General features: G+C 59.7%; 14 protein-coding genes. 11 read left to right on the forward strand and 3 right to left on the reverse strand.

The window, feature by feature from the left end; genetic code table 11:
* Positions 1-39: 39 nt before the first annotated feature.
* The 6 genes from VE934_RS09275 to VE934_RS09300 all read left to right on the forward strand — a co-directional run bounded on the left by VE934_RS09275 (position 40) and on the right by VE934_RS09300 (position 6158).
* The gene (locus tag VE934_RS09275) at positions 40-2169 is read left to right on the forward strand and encodes a hybrid sensor histidine kinase/response regulator (RefSeq protein ID WP_324886660.1); all 2130 of its coding nucleotides are present in this window, start codon (positions 40-42) and stop codon (positions 2167-2169) included.
* A 112-nt stretch (positions 2170-2281) separates the two neighbouring features.
* Positions 2282-2440, forward strand: a complete 159-nt coding sequence (locus tag VE934_RS09280; protein ID WP_324886662.1) for a hypothetical protein — start codon at positions 2282-2284, stop codon at positions 2438-2440.
* Between the two features lie 26 nt (positions 2441-2466).
* A complete protein-coding gene (locus VE934_RS09285) occupies positions 2467-3213 on the forward strand; it encodes a histidine phosphatase family protein (protein ID WP_324886664.1) in 747 nt (248 codons plus the stop codon).
* Positions 3214-3227: 14 nt separating this feature from the next.
* On the forward strand, positions 3228-4124 hold the full coding sequence (locus VE934_RS09290; RefSeq protein WP_324886666.1) for an NAD(P)H-hydrate dehydratase: 897 nt from the start codon (positions 3228-3230) through the stop codon (positions 4122-4124).
* Positions 4118-4516, forward strand: coding sequence for a hypothetical protein (locus VE934_RS09295; protein WP_324886668.1), 399 nt, complete (start codon positions 4118-4120; stop codon positions 4514-4516). The genes VE934_RS09290 and VE934_RS09295 overlap by 7 nt, the downstream gene beginning before the upstream one ends.
* A 169-nt stretch (positions 4517-4685) precedes the next feature.
* Complete coding sequence (locus tag VE934_RS09300) at positions 4686-6158, forward strand: iron-containing redox enzyme family protein (protein WP_324886670.1); 1473 nt, start codon at positions 4686-4688, stop codon at positions 6156-6158.
* Between the two features lie 3 nt (positions 6159-6161).
* Here the strand turns inward: VE934_RS09300 and VE934_RS09305 are convergent, their stop codons facing one another.
* Positions 6162-7199: a 3'-5' exonuclease gene (locus VE934_RS09305; RefSeq protein ID WP_324886672.1), complete on the reverse strand. Its 1038-nt coding sequence runs from the start codon at positions 7197-7199 to the stop codon at positions 6162-6164.
* A 318-nt stretch (positions 7200-7517) separates the two neighbouring features.
* On the opposite strand from VE934_RS09305, the gene VE934_RS09310 reads away from it, so the two are divergent.
* Positions 7518-8840 (forward strand): phosphoribosylamine--glycine ligase, encoded by a 1323-nt coding sequence (locus VE934_RS09310; RefSeq protein ID WP_324886674.1) that lies wholly within the window; start codon positions 7518-7520, stop codon positions 8838-8840.
* A 64-nt stretch (positions 8841-8904) separates the two neighbouring features.
* On the opposite strand, the gene VE934_RS09315 is transcribed toward VE934_RS09310, so the two are convergent.
* Positions 8905-11319 (reverse strand): catalase, encoded by a 2415-nt coding sequence (locus VE934_RS09315; protein WP_324886676.1) that lies wholly within the window; start codon positions 11317-11319, stop codon positions 8905-8907.
* Between the two features lie 139 nt (positions 11320-11458).
* Positions 11459-12100, reverse strand: coding sequence for a TetR/AcrR family transcriptional regulator (locus tag VE934_RS09320; protein ID WP_324886678.1), 642 nt, complete (start codon positions 12098-12100; stop codon positions 11459-11461).
* A gap of 128 nt (positions 12101-12228) precedes the next feature.
* On the opposite strand from VE934_RS09320, the gene VE934_RS09325 reads away from it, so the two are divergent.
* The 4 genes from VE934_RS09325 (at position 12229) to VE934_RS09340 (ending at position 17231) form a co-directional block, all read left to right on the forward strand.
* Entirely contained in the window at positions 12229-13632 is a 1404-nt protein-coding gene (locus VE934_RS09325; protein WP_324886679.1) for a hypothetical protein, read from the forward strand.
* 57 nt (positions 13633-13689) lie between these two features.
* Positions 13690-14775 carry a DUF2855 family protein gene (locus VE934_RS09330; protein WP_324886684.1) on the forward strand — a complete coding sequence of 362 codons (1086 nt, stop codon included), beginning with the start codon at positions 13690-13692 and terminating at the stop codon, positions 14773-14775.
* 224 nt (positions 14776-14999) lie between these two features.
* Positions 15000-15950, forward strand: coding sequence for a chemotaxis protein CheB (locus VE934_RS09335; RefSeq protein WP_324886686.1), 951 nt, complete (start codon positions 15000-15002; stop codon positions 15948-15950).
* A gap of 42 nt (positions 15951-15992) precedes the next feature.
* Complete coding sequence (locus tag VE934_RS09340) at positions 15993-17231, forward strand: ferritin-like protein (protein WP_324886688.1); 1239 nt, start codon at positions 15993-15995, stop codon at positions 17229-17231.
* Positions 17232-17384: the final 153 nt, after the last annotated feature.

Here is a 17384-nt window from a genome sequence, read left to right on the forward strand (position 1 = left end):
GGTGTTGAAACGGTCCTGAGCGGCAGATAATCTCCTTCCATGCCCGGCAAAGCCCTAAGAACCACGGTTCAGTCCCTACAACGACTCGCACTTTTCAGCGTCGCCTTACCGCTGGTTGTGCTTGCTACGTTTGCAACGTTTCGGTACTACCAGCTCGTTGAGGTTGCTGAGCTGCGGGTCAACCGCTCCTTGCGGGTGGCACATGAACATGCCCTGAAAGTGCTGGATGGAGCGGAATCCGTTCAGGCCCGCATACTTGATCTGGTCGATGCAGAAAGCCCTGCCGAACTGGAAAAACAAAAGGACGAGCTTCACGCCCGGCTGGTGGAACTGCTGAAGGAAAAGCCGCAGGTCCAGTCAGCGTGGATCATCGGCTCTGACGGGGTACCGCTGGCCAGCAGCCGCATTCATCCCCTGCCTCCGTTGAACTTTGCAGACCGCGCCTACTTCAGGTTTCATCAGCGGGGCGGGCCCTCGCCCTACCTTTCGGAACCCATGGTGACCGTTACCACGGGCGAGCGGGTGGTCGACATCAGCGCACCCTTCACAAAGCCTGACGGGAGCTTCGGCGGTGTGGTCAACGTCAGCCTGCATACCGCCTACTTCCAGAAATTTCACAGCGACCTGGTCGAGGACGAGCCGGGGCTGGCTGTCAACATGCTTCATGAGAATGGCGCTATCTACACCCGCTGGCCACAACTGGCCAACGCGCCGGACAAGCTCGGCACCAACAGCCCCGTCATGACGCAAATTCGCGCGGGACACACGACCGGTGCCGTGCGGGGCATTTCCTCAGTGGACAACCGCGACCGCCTCATCACCTTCAGCAAAGTTGGAGCCTATCCCTTGTACATGGGCACCGGCGTGGACCTGACCGAGGTGAAAAACAGATGGCTCAGGGAAGTGGGGCTGTTGTTCGCATTCGGAATTCCCCCGCTCATCGGCCTGTTTGTGGCAGCAAGGGTGGCGTTGCGACGCACCAACGATGCAGCAGCGGCAGCGGATCGCCTCGGCGAGGAAACCCAGACGCGTCGTCGGGCGGAGGAGGCCTTGTTGCAAGCCCAGAAGCTGGAAGCATTGGGACGGTTGACTGGAGGCGTGGCGCACGATTTCAACAACGCCCTGATGGTGATCAGCAACAACCTTTTTCTGCTCAAGCGAAAGGTACCAGACACCGTCGACCCGCAGCTGGCTTCAATCACCAGAGCGGTGGAGTCAGCCACCAAACTGACGCGCCAGTTGCTGGCCTTTTCACGCAGGCAGCCCCTGGTGCCCGAGCACATCCGCTTGCAGGACAAACTCCCCCCAGTCAAGGAACTGGTCGCGCCGGTGCTCGGCAGCAAGATTCAGGTGTCGGTGGAAGTTGCCAGCGACACCCAGTCGATTGTGGTGGACGCGGCCGAGCTTGAGCTGGCCCTGCTGAATCTGGGCATCAACGCACGGGACGCCATGCCCAACGGCGGCAGTTTTTCAATCTCGGCAAACAATGCACTCACGGACATTCCGGCACTGATGACAGGCCCTGCGGTTGTTATCCAGGCGCGTGACACGGGCACCGGGGTAGACCCCGCTGTACTGGAAAAAGTATTTGAGCCCTTCTTCACCACCAAGCCGGTAGGGCAAGGCACGGGGCTGGGTTTGAGCCAGGTCTATGGGCTGTGCCAGAGAGCTGGCGGAACGGCCACCATTGAAAGCGTTCCAGGCGCTGGCACCACGGTAAGCCTGTACTTTCCGGCCGAAAGCAGTTCACCCCCGGCCGGAAAGGCACTCGCCAGCCCGGTCAACCGGCATTTAGGCAAAACCATACTTCTGGTTGAAGACAACAACGAGGTTGCAGATGCCCTGGTGCTGGTTCTCCAGGCTTTGGGCTGCACCGTGACGCGGGTGGATCGGGCGCATTTTGCGCGCGAATGGCTGGCGGCGCAGGTCCAGTTACCAGACCTCCTCCTGAGTGATGTGATGATGCCCGGGGATATGGACGGCCTGGCCCTGGCCAAGTACGCTCGGGCCACTTACCCGTCGCTCAATATTCTGTTGATGACGGGCTACGCTGAGCAGATGGACATCATCGCCAAATCGGGATTTGACATCCTTCCAAAGCCCTGCTCAGCGGACATTCTTGCCGATGGCATCGTCAAGGCAACCCGCGCGCCCTCGCCCGCAGCTTGAACTCCTGCTGATCAGATTCATCCTCCGTCCTACACCCATCGCGACCGCCTCTTACGCGCCCCCGCAGCGTCGCTTTTTATATTGAGTGCTTTCCATTATTCAAGGAAGCACCATGCCTCAATCCTCCAAAGACTCCAACGGCGGCAAAAACCATCCAGCCAAGGATAAAAACACCGGCAAGGGCGCGCCGCGTAGCAGCACGGCGCCTGAGCGCAATCCCAATTCGCCAACCGGCTCCCACAATCGGGGCGAAAAGAAAACCACTCCCTGAACGTGTCCCGCGTGGCATCGGCTCAATTGCCCGCAATTCTGTGGGTTGTCCGGCACGGGCAAAGCGCGGGCAACGTGGCACGGGATTTCGCCGAGGCGGAGGGTTTGTCGGTCATCGACATTGCCTGGCGTGACATCGACGTTCCCCTGTCAGAGCTCGGTGTAGAACAATCCAGAAGCCTTGCCCGCTGGTTTGGCCATCTGCCAGACGATGCACGGCCCGAAGTGGTTTTATGTTCACCCTACGTCAGGGCGGTACAGACCGCCGAAGCAATTGCACACGGCGCCGGTGGAGCCCTGCAACTCCGCCTGGATGAAAGGCTTCGCGAAAAAGAGTTTGGAATCCTTGACCGACTGACACGGCACGGAATTCAGCAAAAGTATCCCGAGCTTGACGAACAGCGTGGGCATGTTGGCAAGTTTTACTTTCGTCCTCCGGGAGGTGAGAGCTGGTGTGACGTGATCTTGCGCCTGCGCAGCCTGGTGGAAATGATCGCGCGTGAATACGCTGGTAAGCGGGTTCTGATCGTTGCGCATCAGGTGATCGTCAATTGCATGCGTTACCTGGTGGAAAACCTGACCGAAGCCCGCATTCTTGAAATTGACCGAATGGGTGACGTGCCCAATTGCGGCGTCACCTCGTACCGGCTGGAGCCCGGCCCCGACTCCATTGAACAGCTTGTGCTCGATCATGAAAATCTGGTCGCGCCGCTTGAGCAGGCTGGAACGCCGGTAACCACGGCTGCTGACGTTCCTGCAGCAGCCAAGCCCTGACAGAAACTGATCCTGTGAAAAAACCAATCCCGCTGGACCTCAAAACATTGCAGCAATGGGCGCTGCCCATGCCGGGGTCTGACGCCGACAAGGAAGTGCGGGGTCATGTGCTGATTGTTGCCGGCAGCAGGGAAATTCCCGGGGCCGCGTTGCTCGCTGCATCAGCCGCAATGCGCGCTGGTGCGGGCAAGCTAACGGTTGCAACAGCCGAGAGTGTTGCCATCGAACTGGCCCTGGCCTTGCCTGAAGCCCGCGTCATTGCCCTGCCAGAAAGCGATAGCGGAGGCTTGGAAAGCGAGGGCGTAGAAGGGCTGCTGGAGTGTTTGAATACCTGCTGCGCCATGCTGGTCGGGCCAGGACTGATGGATGCGGAAACGACTTCCGGATTTGTAAAACGCCTGCTCGAAAACAGCAGGTCCCTGCCCTGCGTGCTGGATGCCCTTGCGATGGATGCCGCGCTTTTGGGCATGGTCTTCACGCAACCCGTCCTGCTCACGCCGCATGCTGGCGAAATGGCTCACCTGACCGGGGCGCCCAAAACTGCCATTCTGGAAGATCCTGTCACCGCCGGGCAGGAGCTCGCATCCCGCTTGCGGGCCGCTGTGGTCGTGAAAGGGGCCACGACCATCCTCGCGACTCCTGATGCCGGGACATGGAGCCACACCGCCGCTGTGCCGGGATTGGCCACATCCGGGTCAGGCGACGTCCTCGCCGGACTCATTGCCGGCCTGGCGGCGCGCGGCGCCTCACTTGAACAGGCGGCTGCCTGGGGGATTGTTGTGCACGCCCAGGCGGGCGAACGCCTTGCCCGGCGCTTCGGCCCCATTGGCTATCTCGCGAGAGAGTTGCTGGATGAGCTCCCCGCCCTTCTTCACCAAGCCCGTCCTACACCAGAACCCCTGGTTTGCTGACCACCCGAGGCACTGCAAGCAGTAAAGATGATGTCCGCAATGGGGTATTTTGTTCCTGCGCATGGGACTTGGCATTAGGGAGCATCGATATGCGAGTAGCCCAGCTAGACATCACCGACTGGAAAGAAGCGGTTGGAAAAAAGGTTTTATCCGAAGCGTCGTTGCTGAGAATCATCAACGACCGCCTGACCCGCCCCTCTCGCCACCATGGCCTGATGGTTCGATCCTTGAGGCCGGCAGCGTCGGCAGAAGGCAACTGGACCGTTGGCCTTTTTGATCTTGGGTGCGGCGGTCATCACGAACAAAACAAACGTCTGGCCCTGCTCGCCGGCGTTCTCGCCGCAGCCGGTGAGTGTTACGACGTCGCGTGGCCTTCTTTGCGTTTGCATTGACCCCTTTGCTTCCACCATCCTGGGGCTGTCGCATTGCCGCGAACCTCTCTGTCTTTCGTCACTGACCGACCCGCGTAGGAACGAACCCACGCAGGTGAGCGGCCAAGCCTGATACATCACGCCCCCGATGGGTCCCGACACTGAAGTACCTCATTAGGCACTCATATCCATGTTTATCACTCCCGGCGAATGGCTCCCCTCTTTACCAAACAAGATGCCATCCGCATCTGTCCCTACCCGGCCGCACGCCTATGCCCACCTGTACAGCCGCCTCGCAGATTCGCGCCCGGACAGCTCTACTCGCGAGTCGGCTGAATCGTTTGTTCACTACGAGCTCGACCGCGCACACAGCCTTTCTTCAGGCTTGCCGGAGTCGCCCGATGATTTGATCGCCTGGATGCACGACGGTACGCAGTCCGTTCACGCCAGCTACAGCCTCTATCTGGAAGAACGCAAAGGAGGCGCTCCGCGCCGGTATTTCTCCAACCGTTCTCACGCTCTGTATTTTCTTCGCACGGTTGCCCCGACCAAGCTGGTTGACGGAGCCTGGTTGTATGGTCTCACCCGTCACTGGAAAAACCCCCGATTGGCAGACCTGATTCGCACCTACGTCGAGGAACTGGGCGAAGGCCTGGCCGACAAAAATCATGTACTTATATATAGAGACCTGTTGTCGCGTCACGGTCTGGATCCCCTGGACGATCTGGCGGACGATTTCTATAGACAAGGTCTGATTCAGCTCGCTCTGGGATGGAATGCCGAAAAATTTCTGCCCGAAATAGTCGGCTTCAATCTGGCCTACGAGCAGCTGCCACTTCACCTACTGATCACCGCATATGAGCTGAATGAACTTGGCCTTGATCCCTACTATTTTACCTTGCACGCCACAGTCGACAACGCCGAAACCGGCCACGCGCGACGCGCTTGCCAGTCGGTGATCGATCTCTTGCCGCGTCTGTCCGATGGCGGTGAATTCTGGCGCCGTGTTCGCGAAGGGAGCAAGCTGGCGGATGCAGGCATCAGCACCACACAGGTCATTGATGGCTTTGATCTGGACCGCGAGGTCCTGCGCATTTTTTCCAACAAGTCTGGCTCGGGCAAAGGTGCGCATTCTGACTACTGCAAGGTTAGCGGGCGCTCGGTGAATGAATGGTTGTCTTCGTCCGAACACTTGCCGGCCTTTCTGGATCAGCTCCAGAAAACGGGATGGATCCACCGCGGCGAGCCGGTAGGCAGCAGCCGTTTCTGGAATCTGCTCAAGGGCGAAAAGGCGGAGATGTTTGGCGTCTTCTCCAGCTATGAATTACAAGTCATACACGACTGGATACGCGGAGACGCCAGTGCGGACGGGTTGCCCCATGATGCGAGCGATGCGGGTGCAGGCAAGCGACGCCCCACTTTCAGAGCCGCAGCGCGCTTGGCAAACGCTCGTCCAGAAACGGCCCCGACCCCCGACGATCAACCCGAGTTGCTGGACAGCGATCTGGCAATTTTGAAGCGCCAGTTGCAAAGCGTGGAAGATGACGCCCGGACGCAGCTTCTAGCCGAGGTCATGTCACCCGCGCAGCACTGGACCCCCGCTGGCCTGCATGCGACTGCCCTTTACTGCAAGGAAGTTGGGGCTGGCATCGCCTACCAATAAGGCCTACAGCGCCTGCAGGGTGACGATTCCCGGCCGCGCGGAGTAGCGACTGGAAGCATCAAATTGCTCAAGCTGAACCCGTGCTGACCGCCCTGCATAAACTGAAGTCTTGAGCCATTGGCATTCCGCCCGCAGTGAATTTTCGTCGCCCAGCTTGATTTGCCAGACCTTGATGTCGGCATCCCATCGGTACCCTCTTGCCCGGAGCAAATCCTTGGCTTCAAAAGGCGCCGCAGTAGCCTGCAGGCGGTAGCTCGTTCGCACCGAGACTGCAAGCAAACCCGCCAGGCCGGTATGACCAGAAAGCGGGAGCTGGCATGCCAACACTGCCAGCAGCGCGTGGCAATCCATCTCGGCGCGGTGGGCATCGTAAAACCAGCCCAGCTCCAGCGCGAGCTGGCTTAGCTTGGCGGAGCTGCGACCTTCCTTCTTCCAGTCCAGATCTGCAAAGGAACAGGCCCAGGGCAATCGGGAAAACTGCGCCATGCGAGCTTCCACAAAGGGTCGATCGAAACCGGCGTTGTGGGCCAGCACCAGGTCGGCCTTGAGCAGCATGCTCGCCACACGTTGTTCGTCAAGACGATGGCCGCGGACCATCTCGTCATTGATCCCAGTGATCCCCTGAACTTCTTTTGAGATCGGCATGCCAGGATCTTCGAGTGCGTTGTAGACCTCCACTTCGCCCGTGGGCAAACCTGTAGCGGTTTCAACATCGACCGCCAGAAGGGCCAATTCGATGATGCGGTCGCGTGCGTGATACAGCCCCGTCGTCTCGGTGTCCAGAATAAGGACACGCGTTACCGGTCCCGTCGGTTGATGCGCAAACCGCAACTGCACAGGCAAGCGACGCAAGACGCGGTAATCAGGATGTGCCTCAAGCAGGCGGGCCATGGCTTCTGGTTCCGGCGTCTGCGGCTGCACGGCGACCGGACCGCTTTTTCGGGCTTTTCGCAGAGCTGGTGGCAGCGTCCCGGCAGCGGCGTCTTCAAACCCGAACCCCAACTGCCCCGAGGACATCATCTGGCTACTTGCCTCACTCATGTTTCATCCTCTGCGCACGGAGTGCCACTCTTCCCGGGGGGTAATTTGTCTGTCGCGAGGTCGGCATGACCTGGCAGCCCAAAGGATAACGCACCGCTACGCAGGAGAGCCTGCGGGCGCAGCAGAAAGGTGGCCTCCGGTGCGGGAATGGGCGGCAGCCCTACAGACGCTGCCCCAAACTTCTCTATTCTGGAAGTCAGCGCCGCCTGCATCCGCTCAGTTCACCTCGTCACACCAACCCGGCACAAAATCCACCGACATGAAATTCATCAAACAAACAGAGCACTTTTGCAGCCGCCACGCCACGCCGGACAAGCCATGAGATTTCTGGGCATTGGGGAATTTAACGATCTTGCCGCGCTGTACCACGGCCTTGCGAAACGAGGCCATGAAGTTCGTGTGTTTATCGGCGACGAAGCTTGTCAGGACGTGTTTGGCGGCATGCTGCAGACGACCCCGGACTGGCGCGCCGAGCTGGAATGGATTCACCAAGCTGGCGATCAGGGGATCATCCTTTTTGAATCTGCCTCCATGGGTAAGGAACAGGACGAGCTGCGGCGGCAGGGCTTTCAGGTTATTGGTGGCAGCGCGTACGGCGACCGGCTGGAGGCTGACCGCACGTTTGGACAGGAAGTTTGCCGGAGCATTGGACTGCGCACAGCGGCCAGCCATAGCTTCACGCGTTATGCGGACGCGATGGATTTTCTGAAGAAGCGCGGTGGAAGATACGTTCTGAAGTTCAATGGTGCCAACAGTCCACGCACGCGCAACTACATTGGAGAAATGGAGGACAGCGCAGACATGCTGGCCCTTTTGACCATGTACAGTCACGCCGCGCCTGCTGATGTGGACGAGCCCGATTTCGTTCTGATGGAATACCTGCAGGGAGTTGAAGTAGGCGTTGGCGCGTATTTCAACGGAGATGACTTCCTCGACGCTGTGTGTATTGATTTTGAACACAAGCGCTTTTTTGCAGGGGAACTGGGGGAACTGACGGGAGAGATGGGAACCATCGTCAGCTATCGGGGAGCTCGAAAACTTTTTGCCGCTACTCTCGCTCCGCTGGCCCCTCTGCTGCGCGCCAGCGCCTATTGCGGGTATATCAACATCAACCTGATCGTCAATGAGGCGGGGGTGTGGCCGCTGGAATTCACCAGCCGCTTTGGCTACCCAGGATTTGCGATTTGCGAGGCCTTACATGCCGAACCTTGGGAAAGCATCTTCAGCAAAATGGTGGGTAAAACCAGCTTGCACCTGAAGACTCAGGAAGGTTTTGCTTGTGGGGTGGTGTTGACCGTGCCGCCCTTCCCCTACCGCCTTGGTTACGCAGAGCTTTCCAAAGGAGAACCGATCTGCTTCCGCCCGGGCATGACACCCGCAGACCATGCCCGCCTTCACTTTGCCGAGGTGGCTGAGCAACATGGCCAGCTGGTAACCAGCGGCGCCACCGGTTATATCGGCGTTGCCACTGGAACCGGAAAAAATGTTGAAGATGCTAGCCGGGAGGCATATCGCGTTGCGCGCATGGTCGTGATTCCTAACCTGCGATACCGCACCGATATCGGAGAACGGGTCCGCACCAGGGACTGGCAGCAGCTTGAGACGTGGGGCTGGATAGATTCGAGAGACGCACAACCCTGAAACCTTTTCAGGGTTGTGCGTGCATGTCGGACGCAACAGGGTCGCGTCAAGACGAGCCTAGGATTTAAACCAACGGTGGGTCCGTTTCCCGCATCGGGTGCCGATGGTCTTCAATCCCTTTCACAAAAGCAGCAATGGCGCCGCTGACGTCTCCGTCCGCCAGGACAATCCCGGGATCCGGGTCGCCTGAGGGCAGTGTCGGGCTGGCTTCTGCCGCTTCCAGCAACAGACGCGAGCCACCGATGGCCATGATGGTCTTGCAATGCCTGTACTGGTCCTTGATGAACTCCATGGTGTGGCCATCACGTTTAAGCGCCGCCACGCCCCCGTCGCCGCCGGCCAGCACCAGCGCATCAAAGAGAAAACCAGGTTCGTTTTCCAGCGATGCGTCTGCGTCGATGGATACGCCATCTGATGTAGCGACCGGTCCAATGCGTGGAGCAACAAAACGCGGAACCGCACCCTGTTCAACCAGTGCCGCATGCACATCGGTAGCGGAGGCGCCAATAGAGCCATTGGCCACGAGGATGGCAATCTTGCGTGCCCGGATTCCGCCCGCGCCGGGCTTTGCAAAAAGCGACAGTGAGGGAGAGTTGGTCACCTCGGCTTTGGCAGGGTTCTCCAGCGCTCTTGGCATGGGGTCAGGCAGTTCGCGCATGCCAAGATCAGCCGCCACTTTAGCCGCCAGCTCTTCTGAGGCATTGCGCAGGGATGCGACCATACGCTCACGGATGGCCGGCACGGTGACCTTGCTTAACTCAAAACGGAACGCTGCGGCGATGTGGGCCTGCTCCGCTGGCGTCTGGCTTTCAAAGAAAAGTGTTGCCTGGGTGTAATGGTCTGCAAACTTTTCGGGCTTGCCACGTACCTTGCCCTGCTCTTCCTTGGCTTTCAGGCGTTCTGGAACCGTGACAAAACCCTGACCCGCGCCCGCCTGGAAGGGACAACCGCCTCCCAGTGAGTTGGGTTCGTAGGAGACACGCCCGCGGTGAATCGCCTGGCGATGCAAGCCATCGCGCTGGTTGTTGTGCACAGGCGCGACTGGTGCATTGATCGGGATCTCATGAAAGTTGGGCCCACCCAGCCGGGTGATCTGTGTATCCACATACGAGTGAATGCGACCGGCCAGCAGCGGGTCGTTCGAGAAATCAATACCGGGCACCACGTGAGCTGTACAGAATGCGACTTGCTCTGTCTCAGCGAAGAAATTGTCCGGGTTGCGGTTGAGCACCATGCGGCCTACCGGGCGTACGGGGATCAACTCTTCGGGAATGAGTTTGGTGGCATCGAGGATGTCGAAGCTGAACTTGTCCGCTTCCTCCTCCGTGAAAATCTGCACGCCCAGTTCCCACTCAGGATAAGCCCCCGCCTCGATGCGCTCCCACAAGTCGCGGCGATGGTAGTCAGGGTCTGCGCCGGAAATTTTGACCGCCTCATCCCAAACCAGTGAATTCAGGCCCTCTTTCGGCGTCCAGTGAAACTTCACGAACACAGACTCCATGGCCTCATTGACCAGCCGGAACGTATGAACGCCAAAACCCTGCATCATGGAATAGCTGCGAGGGATGGCGCGATCTGACATCACCCACATCAGCATGTGGGTTGACTCCGGCATCAACGAGACAAAGTCCCAGAAGGTGTCGTGTGCGCTGGCGGCTTGGGGCATCTGGTGATGAGGCTCTGGTTTCACGGCGTGAACCAGGTCCGGAAACTTGATGGCGTCCTGGATAAAAAACACGGGCATGTTATTGCCCACCAGGTCCCAGTTACCTTCATCGGTATAAAACTTCACTGCAAACCCGCGCACATCGCGCGCCGTGTCCTTGGATCCGCGCTCACCCTGGACCGTCGAGAAACGAACAAACACGGGTGTGACCTTGCCGGCTTCCTTGAAAGGCGCGGCTTTGGTGTATTGCGTCAGTGGCTCATAACACTCAAAGAAGCCGTGTGCGCCAGAGCCGCGCGCGTGAACAATCCGCTCGGGGATGCGCTCGTGGTCGAAATGGGTGAGCTTTTCGCGCAGGATGAAATCTTCCAGCAGCACCGGGCCCCGGACACCGAGCTTGAGCGAATTCTGGTTGTCCGCAATCGGCACGCCCTGGTTGGTGGTCAGCACCTGGCCACCCGAATCAACCCGCACCCTGTCAAGGGGCTCGATGGTTGAGTTCATGCCTTCGGGGGCGACGCTCCCGGTTTTTTCGGTGCCATTTTCTTCAGTCAAGGTGCTGCCAGTGGGCAGTCGGGACTCAGGCTCAACAGTCACGCCTTCAGGCGGAACCAACCCATTTTGAAAACCGTGTTCTGATTTTTTGTTGGCATTGAACGGCATCGCGGCTGCCAGATCACCGGTCTGGACCATCTTTTGCACGGCGGGGTCATTTGAATCGATCACCGCGGCTTTTGAGGGCCCACTGTCGGTGTTGCGGGCGGCGGCCTTTGCGGCGGCATTGTCTTTGCGGGAGTCGGGAGATTTGGGCATCGTCGTAGTCGCTGGTTGGGTCTGGCGAAATTGCCAACAACCAATCTACGAATGCGTGAAGCGCGCTCCTGTAGGACAACGCGCAGGACGCGGCGGGATGAATGCACTTTCTGCTTCAGCCCTGGACAGAGCCGCTCTTTTACCGCGACTTTTTTCGCCGATGGACTGGCGGATCGGTCTCCAGATGCGTCGCTACCCGATCTGACCGGCATTCGCCCCGCGCCAACGCATCAGCCACGAGCGCAAGCACCGGAAGGGCGCGGTCGCGCCAGTGGTCCATTGGCACAACCTGGGCGATCACATGTCGTCGCAGACTGACAAAGCCATGGATGACGGACCAAATCTGCAGGGCGGCATCGAGCCGGACGGTGTCACTGCTGCTAGCAGGGACCAGACGGGTTATCAGCGCTTGCAGCCCGCTGAAGGCCCGGGCAGCGACAGCGCTTGCCTGGGGGGATGGGGTGTAGGTGCTGTCAGATTTGCCGTAGATCAAATCGTAGTGCGCAGGGTAGCGCTCGGCGATCTCCAGATAGTTGCGGCAGGCCTGCAAGAGTGCCGACTTGGGATCCGCGTCCTGGACATCCATGCCCTGTGCCACCCGCTCGTAACCCTCCACATACAAGGCATCCAGAATACCCTGCTTGCCCTGAAAGTGGTTGTAGATGCCGATGGTGGACAACTCAGCGCGCGTGGCGATGGCGCGCACGCTGAGGGCGTCATACCCTCCCTCAAGGAACAGCTCGGTTGCGGCGGTGAGTATCCGGGTTTTAGCGTCGTCCATGGATGGGGGGAAAGGGTGAGGAGAAACAGTGGCGACACCCATTCTCTCTCATTGCTTGACGTGCAATAACAATGTTATTAATATCGTATAACACTGTTATTGCCATTCTCTTTCCGACGGAGGCCACCATGTCCCACCCTATCCATCTAGACGCTGACTATCTGATCATCGGCGCAGGCGCCGTGGGCATGGCCTTTGCCGACACCCTGATCACCGAAACCGATGCAACCATCATCATGGTGGACCGCATGGCCAAGCCCGGCGGTCACTGGAACATCGCCTATCCCTTTGTCACCCTGCACCAGCCCTCCGCCTATTACGGCGTTAACTCGGTCGAACTGAGCAAGGGCCGACGGGATCCGTCGGGGTGGAACCAGGGCCTGGGTGATCTTGCCAGTGGCACCGAGGTGCTGGCGTATTTTGAGGACATCATGCGTCATCGGCTGTTGCCAAGCGGTCGGGTCCAGTATTTCGCGATGAGCGATGTCCAGAGTGACGACGCCTTTGTCAACCGCCTGACTGGCCAGCGTTACACGGTGACCGTGCGCCGCAAGACGGTTGACGCGACCTGGCTCAAGACATCCGTACCCGCCAATCACAAGCCGGGTTACACAGTGGCCGAAGGCGTTCACTTTATGCCCGTCAATGGTTTGCCAGCGCTGACGGAGCAGCCCGAAGGGTATGTTGTGGTCGGCGGTGGCAAAACCGGCATTGATGCCTGCCTGTGGTTGCTGGCGCAGGGGGTTGAGCCTGATCACATCCGCTGGATCATGCCGCGCGATGCCTGGCTGCTGGACCGGCAGAACACCCAGGCCACCGACGAGTTTTTTGGCAGCACCGTGGGCGGCATTGCCGCCCAATACGAAGCTGCGGCAGCCGCAACAGGCATCGAAGATCTGTTTGACCGCCTGGAAGCTGCCGGGGTGTTGCTGCGGATCGACCCCAACGTGCGCCCAAAAATGTTTCATGGCGCCACCGTGAGCCAGATGGAACTGCAACAGTTGCGCCGGATCCGCAACATTGTCCGTATGGGCCGCGTGCAGCGCATAGAGCCTTCGCGCATCGTGCTGGAGCATGGGGAGCTGCCCACCGGTCCAGGGCAGGTCCACGTGGACTGCTCGGCCAGCGCCATCGGCAACATGAGCGTGCGGCCCATTTTTGAAGGCAGGCGCATCACGCCGCAAACCGTACGTTCCTATCAGCCGGTTTTTAGCGCTGCCTTTATTGCCCATGTCGAGGCCGCCTATCAGGACGAGGCGCAAAAAAACAAGCTGTGCGGCGTGGTGCCCCTTCCCAATCACGACACGGACTGGATCCGCATGATGCTGGCAGGGTCCCTCAACCAATACCATTGGTCGCAGGAGCCTGACATAGGCAAATGGTTGGTGCAGAGTCGGCTCGATGCTGTCACCAGGATGCTCAAGAGCATTCAGCCCCATGAGACCGAGAAGAAGGCCGTCGTCGCCCGCCTGCATCAGGCCGCCCCTGCCGCAATGAGCAACCTCCAACGCCTTGCCAAGCAGATTGCGTGACGGTGGAACCCCGCCAGTCCTGACGCCCCTACCCCCTTTACTCGAGAAAAAAAACCAATGTCGCAGTTTCAAATCGATCGCCAGCAATTTGCCCATGGTCGCGTGGTGGAAGACGGTCTTTCCGCAGCGCCGCTTGCCACCGGCGCAGGCCGGGTGCGCATCGAACGCTTTGCTTACTCGGCCAATAACCTGACCTACGCCGTGACAGGTGAGCAGCTTGGCTACTGGGGCTTTTTTCCCCCGGCTGGCGCCGACGCTGAAGGCTGGGGCATGACCCCAACCTGGGGGTTTGGTGTCGTGCAATCGTCCAATTGCGCGGAGGTCCCGGTGGGCGAGCGCCTGTTCGGCTTTTTCCCACCCGCCACCCACGTCGACCTGTTGCCGCAAGGCGTCAAGCCACACGCCCTGTCCGACGGCTCGCCACACCGCGCCAAGCTGCCGCCTGCCTACAACCGCTACAGTCGTGTGGCGGCTGAACCGAATCACGACCCCGCGCAAGACAACGCGCGCATGCTGCTGACCCCGCTTTACCTCACCGGGTTTGCGATTGCCGCCTGGCTGAGTGAGCAAGGCGACTTTGGTGCCCGTCGGGTGCTGCTGCTGAGTGCCAGCAGCAAAACCAGCATCGGTCTGGCCTACGCGCTGGCTGCACGCGGCGACGCCCCTGAAATAATCGGGGCGACATCGGCGCGCAACCTCGATTTCGTTTCCAGCCTGGGGCTCTACGCCCACACAGTGAACTACGACACCCTCGAAGGTCTCGATCCATCCATCCCGACCGTGGTGGTCGACATGGCGGGCAATTCAGAACTGCGCGCACGACTGCGCACCCACTTGGGTGGAGCCCTGCGGCGGTCCGTCCTGGTAGGGATGACCCACTGGACCCCTGGAGAGAAGACCGATGGCACCGAGCCTGACAGCGAGTTTTTCTTCGCACCAAGCCATGTTCAGCGCCTGCGCCAGAGCTGGGGTGAGGCGAAGTTCGCACAGCGCAGTGGCGCCTTCCTGCTGCAATCCATAACGCTCAGTCAGCGCTGGCTGCGCTTCACCCATGTCGCCGGACTGGACAAGCTGGCAGAGCTACACCCCGCAGTTTGCAGCGGGCGGGTAGCGCCTGAACAGGGACTGATCGTGGCGCCATGATGAGGCGGGCGGGGATGCACAGCCTTGTGCCCTCCTCGTAGTGGATAGCGTCGCGTCAACTGAAACGCCGTGAAGCCAGCTGTCGCACCGCATCACGCGCAATAGCGACCCTGTCCTACCCGCGCGTGCCGGCAAGTCTGCTGAGATGAGATCTTCAGCACAGCTCAGCATTCCAGTTCGTCTTCCTCACTGAAGAAGGCGAACAAGCCACCACAAGACCTCTAATGAAAAATGAAAACCGGATCATTGTCATTGGAGCGTCCGCAGGTGGAGTACAAGCGCTGCAGCAACTGGCAGCGACCCTATCCCCTGACATCGCCGCGCCCATCCTGGTGGTGCTTCACATAGGCGCACACCGCAGTCAACTGCCAGACTTGCTCGCTGGGCATGGCCGACTGCCGGCCGTTTTTGCAGAGAGCGGCATGATCCCGGAGGCCGGAACCATTTATATGGCGCCACCTGATCACCACCTGCTTTTGGAGAACGGCAGACTGAACCTGTTCAAGGGGCCCAAGGAGCATTTTTCGCGCCCCGCCATTGATCCACTGTTCAGATCTGCCGCCTTGCACAGCGGCAACGCCGTGATTGGGGTCATCCTGACCGGGATGCTGGAGGACGGGAGCGCCGGACTCGATGCGATCAAAGCATGCGGTGGCACAACCGTTGTGCAGGACCCTTCCGAGGCGGTCCAGGCAAGCATGCCGAGAAGCGCCATTTCAGCAACCGCCGTTGATCATGTAGTGAGACTTGACGCCATGGCCGACCTTTTGAAGCGCCTTTCCCTGCCGGTTGAACAAGCAAACGCCAACGCGCCTGACTGGCTGCGCGTCGCCCACGCCATCAGTCTGGGCCATGGGGACCTGGAAGAACTGGGTCGCATAGGGACCTCTTCCGGTTTCACCTGCCCGGATTGCGGCGGATCACTGTTCGAACTTAAACACGGGGCGTTGCGCTACCTGTGTCACACGGGCCACGCCTTTAGCCTCTTGAGCCTGGTGGAAGCCCACGATGTGGTGACCGAGGAATTGCTCTGGTCCGGCTTGCGCGCTTTGCAGGAGAAAGAGACCCTTCTTCGCCACCTCGCCGCTACACAAGCTGCGGATGACCCGGCGTGTCAGAAAGACAGTCTTGCTGAAGCCGACGACATTGCCGCCCTCATAGCCCAGATGTGGTGACAACGCGGGATTAAACGGCGGACCTTCCGGCGACCTGAACCCATGGAATCAAGAGAACACCTGTTGCACTTGCTGGCGGAAGCGGCTGAGCTTGAGCACAATATTCTTTGCAGCTACCTCTACGCGGTTTTCAGTCTTAAAGAACGGGAAGACGAAGGCCTTGACCCAAAAGAGCTGGCAGTCGTTGCCGGCTGGCGCAAGACCCTAATGGGTCTTTGCGTCGAGGAAATGGTGCATTTGGCCCAGGTCTGCAATCTGATGGTTGCCCTGGGCTCGCGGCCCCACCTCAACCGGCCCAATCTGCCCACACCTCCCGGCTATCACCCCAGCAAAATCACATTGGGCCTGTCCCCTTTCAACGGCGAAACACTGGACCATTTCATTTTTCTGGAGCGCCCCGAGCAAGCCAACATCGAAGACGCCGAACCCTTTGGCAAGGCGCCAGGCGCCACCGTTCGTCTCCCTCCGCAGTTTCCACCGCTCATGCCCCGGGCACCTGACTACAACACCATCGGCGAGTTTTATACAGATCTTCGCCAGCGGTTTGCAGACCTCGCAAACCAGATGGGAGAGGATCGACTGTTTGTCGGAGACGCGGCGTTGCAGATTCAGGCGGCTGAAATCGGGGCTAAGGTCCTGGTGGTGGTGCAGGACCTGAGCGGCGCCAACAAGGCCATTGATTTCATTGTCGAACAGGGCGAAGGGTCACGCGGTGCGCGCGACGAATCGCACTATGGAAAGTTCATGGCCATCAAGGCGGGCATGGACCGGTTGACGGCGGCTCGCGCAGAATTTCAAGCTTGCCGGGACGCAGCATGCAACCCCGTGATGCACCCGGCCGTTGAGCCAGGCCGAATACATATTGACGGGGAGCAGGCGGCTCCCGTGCTCGACGCCGCCAACTCCGCGTACGCCTTGATGCTGCGTTGCCTGTCTGCCGTTTACGAAGTACCTGCCTCCGAAGGGACCTTGCGATCTGCCTTACTTGAGGGTGCAATGGTCGCCATGAAACTTGTCTCGGGGTTGGGGGTTGCCCTCACTGAGCTTCCCGCGCAAGACCAGGGGTCGACCCGAGCAAGCATCAGTTTTGCCATGCTGAGAAGTGTTGAAGGGCCCCTGCGCGGTCGCGAGGCTGAATTCCTTGGTGAAAGGTTTGTCGCGCTGGCTAGCCGCCTGCCCAAGCTCGGTTTGACAAACGATGTCCAGCGCTCCCTTGTCGAGGCGGTGCTGGGTGCCAGCCTGACCCGTTGGGCTAAAGAGGGCCGTTCTTCAGAAGGTTAAGCCCGCAGCTATGTTGTGCCTCGGGCTTGGGGCATGTCCACCAGATCAAGCGAAGCGCCAGGGTCCTCCTCGCCAGCAACGGACTCCTCCGAAAGATCGACACCCGCCGGCTTTTGCTTTCGCGGCGCTACTTTCTGCGGAGGATTCCTTTTA

It is taken from the genome of Polaromonas sp., assembly GCF_035638815.1.
In the GTDB taxonomy this organism is placed as follows: Bacteria; Pseudomonadota; Gammaproteobacteria; order Burkholderiales; family Burkholderiaceae_C; genus Polaromonas.